Origin of the sequence: Streptomyces sp. NBC_01390 (assembly GCF_045040105.1) — a bacterium.
GTDB lineage: Bacteria > Actinomycetota > Actinomycetes > Streptomycetales > Streptomycetaceae > Streptomyces.
In genome coordinates this window covers 4940056-4952932 of sequence record NZ_CP109551.1, presented here as the reverse complement: position 1 = coordinate 4952932, position 12877 = coordinate 4940056, and the positions used below count along the sequence as shown (strand labels likewise).

Annotated in this window: 16 protein-coding genes and 2 tRNA genes; 6 read left to right on the top strand and 12 right to left on the bottom strand. The window is 70.2% G+C overall.

Features of this window, described 5'->3' with window-relative positions:
* Positions 1-7: 7 nt before the first annotated feature.
* From OG241_RS22245 to OG241_RS22205, 9 genes are all read right to left on the bottom strand, one after another.
* The gene (locus OG241_RS22245; RefSeq protein ID WP_405817254.1) at positions 8-202 is read right to left on the bottom strand and encodes a hypothetical protein; all 195 of its coding nucleotides are present in this window, start codon (positions 200-202) and stop codon (positions 8-10) included.
* On the bottom strand, positions 199-474 hold the full coding sequence (locus tag OG241_RS22240; protein ID WP_405817253.1) for a hypothetical protein: 276 nt from the start codon (positions 472-474) through the stop codon (positions 199-201). The genes OG241_RS22245 and OG241_RS22240 overlap by 4 nt, the downstream gene beginning before the upstream one ends.
* Before the next feature lie 140 nt (positions 475-614).
* Positions 615-2876 (bottom strand): cell division protein FtsK, encoded by a 2262-nt coding sequence (locus tag OG241_RS22235; protein ID WP_405817252.1) that lies wholly within the window; start codon positions 2874-2876, stop codon positions 615-617.
* Positions 2877-3062: 186 nt separating this feature from the next.
* Positions 3063-3380, bottom strand: a complete 318-nt coding sequence (locus tag OG241_RS22230) for a hypothetical protein (RefSeq protein ID WP_405817251.1) — start codon at positions 3378-3380, stop codon at positions 3063-3065.
* A 2-nt stretch (positions 3381-3382) separates the two neighbouring features.
* Positions 3383-3781 carry an RRQRL motif-containing zinc-binding protein gene (locus OG241_RS22225; protein WP_405817250.1) on the bottom strand — a complete coding sequence of 133 codons (399 nt, stop codon included), beginning with the start codon at positions 3779-3781 and terminating at the stop codon, positions 3383-3385.
* Entirely contained in the window at positions 3778-4428 is a 651-nt protein-coding gene (locus OG241_RS22220) for a GGDEF domain-containing protein (RefSeq protein ID WP_405817249.1), read from the bottom strand. Before OG241_RS22220 ends, OG241_RS22225 begins: the two co-directional genes overlap by 4 nt.
* Positions 4425-5447, bottom strand: coding sequence for a DUF2637 domain-containing protein (locus OG241_RS22215; protein WP_405817248.1), 1023 nt, complete (start codon positions 5445-5447; stop codon positions 4425-4427). The genes OG241_RS22220 and OG241_RS22215 overlap by 4 nt, the downstream gene beginning before the upstream one ends.
* Positions 5444-5734, bottom strand: coding sequence for a hypothetical protein (locus tag OG241_RS22210; protein WP_405817247.1), 291 nt, complete (start codon positions 5732-5734; stop codon positions 5444-5446). The genes OG241_RS22215 and OG241_RS22210 overlap by 4 nt, the downstream gene beginning before the upstream one ends.
* A gap of 550 nt (positions 5735-6284) precedes the next feature.
* A complete protein-coding gene (locus OG241_RS22205; protein ID WP_405817246.1) occupies positions 6285-6434 on the bottom strand; it encodes a hypothetical protein in 150 nt (49 codons plus the stop codon).
* Between the two features lie 678 nt (positions 6435-7112).
* Between OG241_RS22205 and OG241_RS22200 the strand changes: the two genes are divergently transcribed.
* Positions 7113-8120: an XRE family transcriptional regulator gene (locus OG241_RS22200; protein WP_405817245.1), complete on the top strand. Its 1008-nt coding sequence runs from the start codon at positions 7113-7115 to the stop codon at positions 8118-8120.
* Here the strand turns inward: OG241_RS22200 and OG241_RS22195 are convergent.
* Positions 8104-8892 carry an NUDIX domain-containing protein gene (locus OG241_RS22195; protein ID WP_405817244.1) on the bottom strand — a complete coding sequence of 263 codons (789 nt, stop codon included), beginning with the start codon at positions 8890-8892 and terminating at the stop codon, positions 8104-8106. The two genes, OG241_RS22200 and OG241_RS22195, sit on opposite strands and share 17 nt — an antisense overlap.
* Positions 8893-9244: 352 nt before the next feature.
* On the opposite strand from OG241_RS22195, the gene OG241_RS22190 reads away from it, so the two are divergent.
* Positions 9245-9487: a hypothetical protein gene (locus OG241_RS22190; protein WP_405817243.1), complete on the top strand. Its 243-nt coding sequence runs from the start codon at positions 9245-9247 to the stop codon at positions 9485-9487.
* Positions 9488-9500: 13 nt separating this feature from the next.
* Here OG241_RS22190 and OG241_RS22185 read toward each other — a convergent pair whose 3' ends face one another.
* Both OG241_RS22185 and OG241_RS22180 read right to left on the bottom strand, forming a co-directional pair.
* Entirely contained in the window at positions 9501-10157 is a 657-nt protein-coding gene (locus tag OG241_RS22185) for an SDR family oxidoreductase (RefSeq protein WP_405817242.1), read from the bottom strand.
* A 115-nt stretch (positions 10158-10272) separates the two neighbouring features.
* Positions 10273-11526 carry an amidohydrolase family protein gene (locus OG241_RS22180; RefSeq protein WP_405817241.1) on the bottom strand — a complete coding sequence of 418 codons (1254 nt, stop codon included), beginning with the start codon at positions 11524-11526 and terminating at the stop codon, positions 10273-10275.
* Between the two features lie 311 nt (positions 11527-11837).
* On the opposite strand from OG241_RS22180, the gene OG241_RS22175 reads away from it, so the two are divergent.
* From OG241_RS22175 to OG241_RS22160, 4 genes are all read left to right on the top strand, one after another.
* Positions 11838-11910: transfer RNA gene (locus OG241_RS22175), tRNA-Thr, on the top strand.
* 46 nt (positions 11911-11956) lie between these two features.
* Positions 11957-12029: transfer RNA gene (locus OG241_RS22170), tRNA-Met, on the top strand.
* 88 nt (positions 12030-12117) lie between these two features.
* Positions 12118-12282 carry a 50S ribosomal protein L33 gene (gene rpmG, locus OG241_RS22165; RefSeq protein ID WP_003948671.1) on the top strand — a complete coding sequence of 55 codons (165 nt, stop codon included), beginning with the start codon at positions 12118-12120 and terminating at the stop codon, positions 12280-12282.
* Between the two features lie 140 nt (positions 12283-12422).
* Positions 12423-12875: a MaoC family dehydratase N-terminal domain-containing protein gene (locus OG241_RS22160; protein WP_405817240.1), complete on the top strand. Its 453-nt coding sequence runs from the start codon at positions 12423-12425 to the stop codon at positions 12873-12875.
* The last annotated feature ends 2 nt before the right edge of the window (positions 12876-12877 follow it).

Below are 12877 nucleotides of genomic sequence, written 5' to 3'. Positions count from 1 at the left end.
TCTCCTCTCAGTTGCCGAGCTGGGACAGGAAGCGGGCGAAGGATGCGACCAGGTCGTGAATCGGGTCGTAGGCGCCGGTCCCGGCGGTGAAGAACCCGAACAGGAACAGCAGCAGCGCGGCGCCCGCGCCGGTCGACCTGGTCTTGACGGCGACGATGGAGGCGATGCCGAACAGCAGCACCGCGGAGAACGTCAGGGTCATCGCGAACCCTCCGGGCGCGGGGTGTCGACGCCGGCGCGGTAGATGCGGGCCCACCGGTTGTAGAGCCAGCGGCCGACGCGGATGCGCTTGCCGGTCGCCTTGCAGCGACGGCAGTCCTTGCCGCGCTTCTGACGGCCCTTGCGGTCGGTCTTCATCTGGAAGCCCCATCCGTTGCACTTGCGGCAGTTGCCGAACGGCGAGGCAGCACACACAGCGACGTAACACAGAGTAACGCCGAGAAGGAGGGTGATAGCGAGCAGGACAGGGGTCATGAGGGGCCCTCCGGGCCGGTTTCAGGGGTTTGCGCAGGTGGGCCGCTAACTTCTAGCGGCCTGATCAACCATGGTTTGGGGTGCTAGCGGAGCCTCTAGCGCTAGAAGGGCTCACCTCTAGCGCTAGAGGCTCCGACCGGTCAGCTCGCGTCCCGCTTTCCGTCACGCTCCGCAATCGCGGTAGTGATGTGGGCGCGGGTGAAGCCGGTGCGGTTGACGGTCTTGCCGCTGATGCGGCGCCCCACCTGCCCGGTGCTCACGCCGTACGGCTTGAGCGCCGTGGTCAGCTGCGCGGCCCGCTCGGCGGGTTCCAGTTCGGCCCACGGGCCGTAGACCTCCGGGCGCAGTTCGGCGAGCCGGTCGACCGTGACGTCGTTCCACGGCCGGATCTCCTTCTCGGCCACCACGGCGAGGATGTCGGCGAGCAGGTCGTAGCCGGGCCCGGTCACGGACTCCGGTTCCTCCCCGAGCGCGTGCCCGGACAGCAGTCCGGCCGCCTCGCGTGCCTTGCGGGCGCGGGCGGCGATGCTGTCCGCGCCCGGCCCGTCCACGTACACCGAGCCCACGATCCGCGCGTCCGAGCCCTCACCGATGAAGTAGTGAATGCCCTTGTCACCCCAGCTGAACATGGTTGCCCGGACCCCGCGCTTGTACGCGGACGTGCCCAGCACCATGTCGTTCTCCAGTTGGCCCATGACTTTCAGGCACCAACGGGCCGACGCGTTCGCGGAGATGCCCGTGGGCAGTGCCTTGGCGTCGGGTCGCTGGGTGGCGAGCAGCAGCACGATGCCGGTGGCCGGGCCGCGCTTGACCAGGTCGGTGGCGATCTCCTCGAACTCGTCTTTGTGCTTGGGGTGTTCGAACAGGACCTGGCACTCGTCGACCCCGATCACGATCGGGTGCAGACCCAGCGAGCGCTTGTCGGCGAGTTCGCTGGTCACCTTCGACTCCGGGCAGATGTCCCGGGGCAGCGAGCGGATCACCTTGGTACGCCGGCGCAGTTCCTCGCGCAGGGCCCGGAAGTCGGCGAGGGTGTACTCGATGGCTTCGTCGTCGTCACCGGCGGCGTGCCGGTGGGAGACGGCGTTGCCGACCGGGTCCAGGTCGCCGGTGCCCTTCATGTCGTAGGTGTGCAGTTCCGCGCGCGGGTCCAACGCCGCGATCAGGAGCAGCAGACGCAGGAGGAAGGTCTTGCCCATGCGCGGGATGGCGCCGATGATGCCCGCGATGTACATCAGGGTGACCTCGATCCAGCGTCCGCGCTGGTCGGTGCCGTAGGCGACGGGCTTGAACAGGTTCACCGAACCGCTGGTCATCAGCGGCCACTTGGGCTTCTTCGCCGTCGACATGTCCTGGTCACCGACCCACAGCACGAGGTGCCCGGTGTGCTCGTTCGGCACCGCTTCCGGCCACACACAGCCCAGCGGGCGGCGCAGACCGGACGCGAGCCGGTCCCGGCGCTCGATCACGTCCGTCACGGTCACGCCGTAGGGGAGGTTGCCCTCCGCACGCCATCCGGGACCGTCGCGGGTGATCGGGGCGGTGAACTCGAACCCGTCCCGCCCCTTGCCCTGCGCCTGATTGATCGCGGGGATGCCGAGCGCACCGAGGGCGCGCAGCACGATGTCACTGGTGAGCTTGACCGCCTTGGGCAGTTCCACCGCCCGATGCACGACCGGAGCGTCCGCCTTACGGCCGGCGCCCCCGAGCGCCATCACGACCGCGCCGACCGAGACGGCCTGAAGCCAGTCGGGGGCGAGGACGTACAGGGCGAGCGCGGAACCGAGTCCGATGAACATGCCGAGCACGGCCACGAGGGTGCGCATGCGGACCCGTCCGTCTCGCTGCCGCGACAGCTTCAAGTACTCGGCCGCGTCCTCGCGCCGGACCGCGGCGAGCCGGACCGGTTCGCCCTCGCGGTCGGCCACCCACCGCAGCGTGCCGCCCACGAACCGCGCGGCACCGGTCGGCGCCTGGAAGGTGAGGCGAGCGGCGTAGACCGGGGAGCGCAGCGCGTGGTAGCCGACCGCATGGGCGTAGTGCCGGGCCACCCACGCAGACGCGGTGCGCAGTTCCGCCACCGACGTCAGCCAGAGCGGAACGACCGGGCGGCGCTTGGCGGCGAGGAGACGACCGAGGTAGCCCGGACCGGCCGCCTTCACCGTCGGCTGGTCGACCATCCGGCGGGCGGTCGGGTCGCCCGACTCCGTAGCCGACCCATCCGACGCGGAGTCGGGCGACGGGTCGGGGGCGGGTCGGGTGGCCGGGTCGGCCGACTCGATGCGGGCCGACCGTGCCTTGTCGAGGTCGACCACGTCGCCCCCCGAGTCGGCCGACGGGTCGGCGGTCATTTCGGCTTCGAGTCGGTGGAAGAGTTCGTTGTCGTCGTCGGGGTGCTTCACTGAATGTTCCTTCCAAGTCTGTCTGTGGGAGGTGGCCCGGCCGGACGCTGTAGGAGGTGAGCGGCCGGGCCGTTCGTGCGTGCCCCGGGCCGGATCCGATCCGGCGCCCTCACGGCAGAGATGCCGGGGCGGAATGCCGCAGCTACGCGGCAAGAGTGCGGGCGGGGCCGGCGGCCGGTCGGGGCGTCACCACCAACCGGACGACTTCTTCGCCGCCTTGGCCGCGGCGGCCTCGTTCACGATCCGCTGCCGCTCCTTCTCGAACGCGGCGATCTCCGCCATGAGCCGGGTCGCGGCCGAACTCCACGCGGTCTCCAGCTTCCGTTCGGCGCGCGTGGTGCTGAGGCCACGCACGACGCGGACGCTGCCGCCGACCGTGGCACGGATGATCGCGCGCCGTTCCGAGCCGGTCAGCGGCCACATCTCGAACTCACGGACCGCCGTGAGCTTGCGGGTGGCCAGCTGGATTTCGCGGTCAACGCGGCGGGTGTTGGGCTTGCCCATGGTCAGGTGCTCCTCGGGGAATCGCAGGGGGCAGGGTCGGGGTAGGCGCAGGGCACGCAGATGCCGAGCGAGGTGGGGATGACGTATCCGGCATCCGTGCGGCACTGCGGGCAGGTACGGCGAGCACGGTTGGCCTTGTCGAGCGCGGCCCGCTTGGCGGGCGTCATGGGCCGTACCGGCTTGGCCCGGTCGACGCGGTAGAGGTAGGCGACCAGCGGCCCGCGCCGGTAGCGCGGGCGCAGCACCTGCGCCGCTACGGGCTGACCGCCCGGCCGCAGCCCGGCCGCACGCAACTGCCGGCGGGTGGCATAGCCCTCCGGGGCCAGCCGCCACGGGAACGTGGGCACCCCGTGCTGCGTGCCGTTCGGGTCGTAGCACTTGGCGAACGTCAGAGACGTCATGCCGCCACTCCCACAACCGGCACATCGGCACGGGCGCCGCGCCGTCCGGACCGGCGCCCGGCGACGGTGGCGAACAACCTGCCGATCCCCGCCCGGCGCGTCCCGGCACGGCCCTGCTTCGCCGCGTACATCGCCTCATCGGCCCGCCGCAACAGGCCGGACAGATCGTCGGCGGGGAAGTCCGCGGCGCGGGCCCAGCCGAGCGAGACGGTGGTGTGGACGTCCGGGTTCTGACCGTCAACGGGGCGGGCGAGGACGCCGTGCAGTACGGCGAGCAGGTCGGCGGCCGTGCCGTGGGTGTCGAGCAGGACGGCGGCGAACTCATCGCCCCCGAGCCGCCCGGCCACCCCCGTGCGGCCGACGTGGTGGGCGAGCCGGTCCGCGGTCGCCTTCAACAGCACGTCCCCGGCGGCATGCCCGAAGGTGTCGTTGATGTGCTTGAAGCGGTCGACGTCGGCGAGGACGACGACCGCGCGCGGGTCCTTGAGCAGAGCCGTGGCCCGCTGGGTGAACCCGTCGCGGGTCCGTAACCCAGTGAGCGGGTCACGCCGCGCCGTGTTCAGGCAGGCGCGCAGCCACCACACATGGGCCGCCCAACCGGCGGCCAACGGCAGTGCGGACAGCAGGACCGTGGCGAGCGTGTTCATGCCGCCACCCCCGCGCCGCCCTCAGCGTCACCGTCGCCCTCGCCGTCGCCCTCGATGGGGTGCAGGTGCGGGCCGTCGGCGCGTTCGGCAAGCAACAGGTCCCGCAGCACACGGGAGTTGGCCGCCGAGCAGCGCAGCGCGGTACGGAGGGCTTCGGCGTTGACCGCAGCATCCGTCCAATCGGCCGTGACTGTACGGGCTTCGGCGAGCAGCTCCGCAGGAGTCCGCGCCGCCCGTCCGGTCTTGCTCTTGGACGTCTGGGGAGCGCGCTTGCGCGGCGCCTTGGGCGCCTCCTGCTTCGGCTTCTCATGACGGTCGGTCGGGGGCACGGGCGGGAGGTCCTCGCCCTGCGGGGTGAGTTCCCCCAGCTTCAACAGGACCCGCTCGGGGCGCGGGGTCTTGGAACGCCACCGGCGCCCGTGCCGCTCGCGCAGCTGCGCGCGGGCCAACTGCCGCTCCCGCTCACGCCCCAGCGCATCCGCGTAAGAGGTGATCTCCCACAGCGTCATGCGACGCCACAGCGCGAAGGTGGAAGGGAAGGCGAGCAGCCAGCGGGAGAACCGGATCTTCTCCATCCGGCGGCCGGTGGCCGCACCGATCCGCACGGCGTAGACGTGCGCGCCGATCTCGGAGAACACCACCCACAGCAGCGGCATCGTGCCGTGGGCGACCTTCGCCCACATGCCCTGTCCGGCGGCGACGTTGAGTCCGCAGGTGATCAGGGTGAGCAGCCAGGGCACGAACCGCACCCACGCCAACGCCATGTCCATCCGGATCAGCAGCAGGTTGGCCAGCGTGAACACGGGGATAGCCGTGTCGATACCGACGGGCAGCATCCACGGCTCACCAAAACCCCAGCGGGCCGCCGCGGCCGACACCGCGTCGAACGATGCGATCAGTCCCAGCGCACCGACCCCGGCCGCGGCAACCGCACCGAACCCAGCAAGCCCCATCTCCGGGCGCGTGAGCGGCGGCACCCCCGCACGCTCCGCGACGGTCGTCGTCTGCGTGGTGCTCATGCCGCCACTCCCTTCCGGGAGGACCGGCGGCGCCCGGCCGGACGGGCCAGCGGGACGACGTCGAACAGGTCGGGATTGTCCTCGATGATCCGTGCGGCGACGCGGACCAGGTCGTCGGGAAGGTCCGGGTTCTCGGCGAGGATGTCGCGCGCCGCGGCCTCACGGGCGGCGCGTTCGTCGTCGCTCTCGCCGTCGACCCCGAGCCACAGCTCAGGCGGGGTACCGAGCGCGAGTTCCGCGAAGTCAGCGGAGGAAATGGCCTGTTGGCGGCCGATGTAGGTACGCATGAGAAACGCTCCTGAGATGGAGGGACAGGGAGAACCGGCGCGGTCGCGGTAGGCGGTGAGAGGCGACCGAACCGGAGTGCAGAAAGATCCCGGTGCCGTGGTGCGGCAGCGGGCGAGGGTGAGTGCCCCGGCCGGGAGTCGAACCCGGCCTACGACCATCGGGGCGGTTGGTTGTTCAGCGGCCGGTCAGACCGTGTGCGGGTGAGGACGCGGCGGGCGTACCGGGAGCGGAGGCTTGGTCTTCCCGTGCTCGTCGCCGGCCATCAACGGCCGCCCCGGGCACGGGTGTTGTCCTCGCTGCGCTTGTTCGCCTCAGCGGTCTTGCGGGCCAGTTCGGCCCGTTCCGCGTCTGTCAGACTGGTGACCACAGGTGCCTCCACATCAGGCGTCTGTCTGCGGTCCCCCGGGGTACGACCCGGGGGACCGCCCTGGTTTCAGACCGCCCGCAGACTGCGGACAGCCGCGACACTCCCCGACGGGAAGCGCGCCGTGCCCCGGCCGGGAGTCGAACCCAGCCCGTAGACCGTCGGGGCGATGGTGCGAGGGGCGGTCAGCCGTTGCGGCCGTAGGCCTCGTTCAGCTCCGCCACCGCGTCCGTGCACTCGCCGGACGTGATGCGGTCGTAGACCTCCTGACCGCGCTGTACGGACTCGGGGGAGGTCAGGTCGGTGGTGGATTCCTGCGACTTCATGCCGAACATGTGAGGGCTCCTGAGGTGTCGTAGGTGGTGGGCCGTGCCGAACGGATCGGCGGGCCGCGTGCCCCTGCCTGCTTTGCTGCGTACGCCCGTGGCGGCCGGGCAGGGGCTGAGTGATCTCTTTCGGGGACGCGGCTGCCGGATCAAGGAACAGCTCGCTAGGGCCCCGTTGTAGGCAGAGACCTAGACCTCTCGGTCTGCCATCCGGACTGCCAAGGGATCGCCCGCCGTGAAGCGAACGACTGTCCGGTGCCCTCCCCCCGTCCTGTGCGGGGCTCCTGGTCGTGCTTGCACACGGTGAATCGGGAGAGGCTCCGTCATCTGGTGCGCACCAGAAGGAAAGCATCTGGTGCGCACCAGAGTCAAGGACTCTGTCGATTCGGGCGGTGGTTGTCCGCCCTGGTGCATCTCCAGAAGACCCCGCCGGATGGGGGTGCCGGTAGCCAACAGCGCTTCACAGCAGGCCTGTTAAGGAGCTTGTTAAGGCCTGTTGACCTGCGGCGATATGAGGCATGCTGAGTAAGGTCAGTGGGCGGACCCAACGTCGGGCGGTGGCCTGTGAGTTCAGGACTTAAGAGCGCGCGAACGGCGCGTGGTTGGTCTCAGGAGCGACTGGTTCGCGAGATCGAGCAGTACGCCCGACAGCACGTCACCGACGTTGCGACGACCGCGAGTTTGCGGGTGTACGTGTCCGAGTGGGAGAACGGCAAGCGCACCCTGTCGGACCGCTACGCGGCGATACTCCGGCAGCTTCTCGGGGTCACCGACAGCGAGTTGAGGGGTGCCTCGCTCGCCGCCCCTCCGCCGATGGCCGACGGGTACGACGAACTGTTGAGCAGGATCGATTCAGCCACCGCGGTCAGTCAGTCCATGGTGAAGACGTTCAACGACCAGACCGAGATACTGCGCACCATGGACCGCCAGATGGGCGCGGCCGGTCTCGTCGACCAGATGACGGGGCATCTCGCGCGCCTGGAAGACGCGCTGAACTTCGCGGTGCTTCCCACCGCACGCCGGCCGGTGGCACTCGCGCTCGCGGGGGCGTCAACCTTGGCCGCATGGCAGGCGATCGACTCGGGGGCGGTCGAGCGGGCTTGGCGGCACTACGAACTCGCGAAGCATGCCGCCCGCGATGCTGAGGCTCCGATGTACCTAGCTCACGCGATGGCGGAACAGGCATACGTGTTGTGCGAGGCTGGCCGGGCGTCCCTCGGTGTCGACCTGGTACGTGATGCCCAACGCACCGTTGGACAGGCAGGGTCGCCCCGTCTCCGGGCATGGTTGTACGCGGCTGAGGCTGAGATGTGCGCTCACGCTGGAATGCCGGACGATTGCCGGCGCGCCCTCGATGCGGCCCTGGCGAGCATCCCGCCCGGCTCTGAGGACCGAGACCCGGACATGTTGAGCATCTTCCTCAACAGCGCCCACCTCGCTCGGTGGCACGGCAACGTTCTCGCCTTGCTTGGTGACGGCGACGCGGTGACGAGTCTGTACGACGCGTTGGACGTGGTGGACCCCACCTTTGTCCGAGCGCAGGCCGGTCTACACAGCGATCTCGCGCAAGCGCACCTCGCGCGCGCTGAATACGACGATGCGCACACTCATCTGAGGCAGGCACGGCTGTTGGCGAGCCGCACCGGTTCGGTGCGGCAGCGCCGCCGCGTCGACCTGCTCAGTGCGCGGCTGTAAGCCCTTGGTTGCCGCGGCTCGCCAGGATGTGGAGCAGGGCAACGAGGGTGCCGGAACCCATGAGTTCACCGCGCGCCATCAGCCCCGGGACGTCTGCCAACGGCACCCACTCGATGTGGCCAGCCTCTTCGAGATCCGTTGGTGCACCGACCTGGTCGGCCCCGTGGCCTACGAAGATCTCATGCGGCGAGTCGACCATGCCGACCATGGGTTGATAGGTGACCAGGTGCTCGACTGACTTGGGTCGCCATCCGGTCTCTTCGACGACTTCCCGGAGTGCCGTGGTCGCGGGGGTCTCCCCTTTGTCCACGATCCCGCCGGGCAACTCCCAACCCCACTGCTGCGGTACGAAGCGGTACCGCCACATCATCAACACGCGGTCCTGGTCGTCCAAGACAGCAGTGATGGCGACGTGTTGGAGCTTCACCACGTGGTGTTCGAAGCGCTCCACTCCGGGCGGTTCGACGTCCCAGAGTTGGAGCTTCACCCACTCGTTGTCGTAGACGTCACGCTCGCCGTGGATACGCCAGGGCTCCAGCCCCTCGGGGGCCGTGACGCTCACCGCGCCCGGGACGCGGTACGAACTCCGCCCCCGCACTTCCAGCGCGCCCTCGGCTACCAGACGGGCCAGCACTTGCCGAAGCGCGGTCCGGCCGATGCCCAGCTCGTCTACGAGCGTTCGCTCTGACGGAAGTTTGTCGCCGGGGGAGTACTCGCCGGCGGCGAGTCGGGCGCGAAGCGTTTCGTAGACCTTGGCCGTCTTTGGTCCCATTCGCCGGGCACTCTCCGTTCTCAGGTGATGCATCCCAGCGTAGCGGGCAGAGGTCATGCAGACTCCGGTCATGTCTCGGTGGAACCCAGTGGACTCGGCTCGTTCTTGCAAGATGCCGGACGACACACGGACGGGATTCACGCCTTCCGCCCTCAGGTCACGCAAAATGCCAGGTCAGAGGGCCCGCAGGTGCGCGATCTTGAGGGGACTGTAAATCTGCCGGCTCAGCCTACCCAGGTTCGAACCCTGGCGCCGCCACATTGGGGAGGCCCTCTTTTCTCTGCGATTTCGCAGGGGAAAGGGGGCCTTTTTGTTGTGGGCGGACATGGTGGCCATGGGGGAGAGTGGCCCCATGTCATCGCTGTCGCGGTCGTCGTTCGTGTCGTCGTCCCGTCGCCGGAGCTGTCCTGAGTGCCGGCGTGAGATCGCTGTCGTCGCCGGGAGGTTCGCGCGGCACGATCCGCAGGGGGCCCGGGGGAGTGGTGAACTCGTCTCGTGTCCGGGGTCACGGCGGCAGGCGGAACTCGGGGCGGCCCAGCCGTCGTTGGACGGGTACGTCCAACCCGAATTTCCCGGCCAGCTGCCCCTCTTCTAGGCCCGCGGTTGCCCTAGTTCCCCGCCACCGACTTCACCGCCACCGAAACCGGAGTCGAGCCGCTGATCAGCTCCAGTGTCAGGCCCGCGGTCGCCGGAGTGTCCAGGAGCTCCATGAGTACCGCGGCCACGTCGTCGCGGGGGACGGCGCCGCGCCCCGTGTCGGCCTCCAGGCGTACCCGGCCCGTGCCGGCGTCGTTCGTGAGGGCGCCGGGGCGCAGGATCGTCCAGTCGAGCGCGTCCAGGCCGCTGACGTAGGCGTCCGCCTCGCCCTTCGCCCGCTGGTAGACGTCGAACACGCCGTCACCCGGGTGGGCCGGATCGGCGCCCATCGACGACACGACCACATGCCTGCGTACCCCCGCCCGAACCGCCGCGTCGGCGAACAGCACCGCCGCTCCCCGGTCGACCGTGTCCTTGCGGGCCGTGCCGCTGTTCGGGCCCGCGCCCGCCGCGAAGACCGCGGCGTCGGCGCCCCGCAGCAGCGCCGCGACCTCGTCCACCGAGGCCGACTCCAGGTCGCACACGACCGGCTCCGCGCCCGCCGCCCGCAGGTCGTCGCCCTGTTCGGCGCGGCGGATGATGCCCGCGACCTCGTCACCGCGTGCGGCGAGCAGACGCTCCAGCCGCAGCGCGATCTGACCATGTCCTCCAGCGATGACAATGCGCATGCCTTCGACCGTACGCCCCGCCGCACCCGTCCGCCGCACCCGTCCGTCACACCTCTCCGGCGCACAGCCCCCACGACGTCCGCGCGCTCTGCCGACGCGTCACGCCTCCCTCACCTCACGACAGCTCCGTACGCCCCTGTCGCGGCAGGTCCGGCGCTCCCGCCGCAGGGGTGTCGCAGTACTCACGTACCGCGCTCGTACGTGCCACAACGCGCCCCCTGTGCACCACGATCCGGCTGTAGGCGAGCGACAGCGCGCCGGCCAGACGGTCGCCCCGGACCGCAAGCAGCTCCGCCGGGAAGCCCGCCTCCACCCGTACCTCCGGCAGGCCCAGCGCCGCCCGCGCCGACGTGCTCACCGCGTCGTAGGCATCCTCCGAGCGCAGGCCGTGGCGGGAGGCGAGCAGATACGCCGCCTCCAGGGGGTCCCCACGGCCCACCGGGTTCGACACGTCCCGCAGCGCGCCGCTGCCCGCCGCCACCCGCACCCCGGCCGCCCGCAGCAGCCGTACCGGAGCCGTGGCGCGGCGTTCCGCGCCGCCGCAGCCGCCCTGGGGGAGGCAGGTGACCGTCACACCCGCCGCCGCGAGCTGGTCGGCGGCCCGGGAGGCGACCTCGGCGGGCAGGCGGCCGAGGCCGCCGCAGGGGCCGATGGTCACACCGGGGCGCAGACCGCCCGCCATCGCCGCGAGGCGGGCCAGCCGGGCCGGGTCGTCACCGTCCGTGTGCAGGTCGACGGGGCAGCCGTGCTCCGAGGCGACCTCCAGGACCGCCTCCACGTATCCGGTCGGATCGGGGTCGCGGTCCGGGCAGCCGCCCACCACCGACGCGCCCATCTTCACCGCGTCCCGCAGCATCGCCAGCCCGTCCGCCCCGGCGGCCCCGGTCAGCACGCGCGGCATCGCCACCGCCGTCAGCTCGGCGAGGCCGCGCAGCGCCCGCCGGGCCTGCAGTACGGCGGCCAGGGCACCCAGCCCAGGTACATCGCCGATCCGGACGTGCGAGCGCAACGCGGTGGCCCCGTGGCCGAGTTGGAGCAGAGCGGCCTCGGTGGCCCGGCGCTGGACGTCCTGGGGGTCGTAGGAGAGCGGCCCGTCGGTGTCGGCGGACAGGGCCGTGTCGCCATGGGCGTGCGGTTCGGCGGGGGCCGGCAGGAGGAGGTAGCCGCTGAGGTCCACGCGGGTGGCGTACGCACCGAGGCTGCCGACCGTGCCCACCGCCTCGATACGACCGCCACCCAGCCGTACGTCCACGGTCCGGCCGTCGGTGAGCCGCGCCCCGCAGAGCAGGAGGGCGGCCGGGTCCCCGGAGGAATCGGGTGACGACGAGGCGGACGACGAGTGGGGCGGCTGCGGCTGGCTGTCGGGCATCGCGCTCCTGTGGTCGGGGGCGGCTGCGCGGCAAGCGGGGACACAAGATCACGCAGAGTGAGACGAGCCTAGGGCGGCCGTCCACCCCTGTTGCGGAGGAGCGCAATAGTCGTACCGGTGTGGTCCGCCGGATGAGAAAGATCGCTGGCGAGGGGGTGTGAGAGCGGTTGCGGGAGGGGACTTCGAGGCCGCTGGGGGAGGGGATTTCGAGGTGCGGGCGGAGTGCGGAACGAGGGCCGGAACAGGCCGCGGCGGCTGCCGCGAAACGGATTTGGGTGAGGGCGGCCGAGCGTGTAATGTCTTCATCGCTCGCCCCAATAGCTCAGTCGGTAGAGCGTCTCCATGGTAAGGAGAAGGTCTACGGTTCGATTCCGTATTGGGGCTCTGGTGTGAGAGGTCCCCGTCGCAAGACGGGGCCCGATCGCATCGCAGCGGTGTAGCTCAGTCGGTAGAGCAAGCGGCTCATAATCGCTGTGTCACCGGTTCAAGTCCGGTCACCGCTACTGACAGTAGCCGATTGCGGGGTCGGTCCTTCGATCGGCTACTCTGTTATGCGTTCAACGTCCCATCCGTTCGTCAAGGAGCACTCCTGTGGCTGCCACCGACGTCCGCCCGAAGATCACGCTGGCCTGCGTGGAGTGCAAGGAGCGGAACTACATCACCAAGAAGAACCGGCGTAACAACCCGGACCGACTGGAGATGAAGAAGCACTGCCCGCGTTGCAATGCGCACACCGCGCATCGCGAAACGCGATAATTCAGGCTCGTACGTCGAGGCCGTCCCCTGTTGGTTGGGGGGCGGCCTCGCGTCGTTGCCCAGCACACCAGCTGTGAACCACGCGGTCGCGTGACCAGTGCGACTTGCGACTCAGGTGCGATTCAGGAGGTTGCGAGCCCATGGCGCTCGACCAGTCCTTCGTGGGGCGGTCCTATCCGCCCACCGAGCCCTATGAGGTCGGCCGGGAGAAGATCCGCGAGTTCGCGGAGGCGGTGGGGGACACCAACCCCGCGTACACCGACCCCGAGGCCGCCAAGGCCTTCGGTCACGCCGATGTGATCGCCCCGCCCACCTTTGTGTTCGCGATCACATTCAAGGCGGCGGGAGACGTGGTGGCGGACCCGCGGCTCGGCCTGGACTACAGCCGAGTCGTGCACGGCGACCAGAAGTTCGCCTACGTCCGCCCCGTCCGCGCGGGCGACCGGCTCAGCGTCACCTCGACCATCGAGGCCATCAAGTCCATGGCGGGCAACGAGATCATCGACATCCGCGGCGAGGTCCACGACGAGGCCGGCGAGCACGTCGTGACCGCCTGGACCAAGCTCGTCGCCCGCGCGGCCGAGGAGGGCTGACC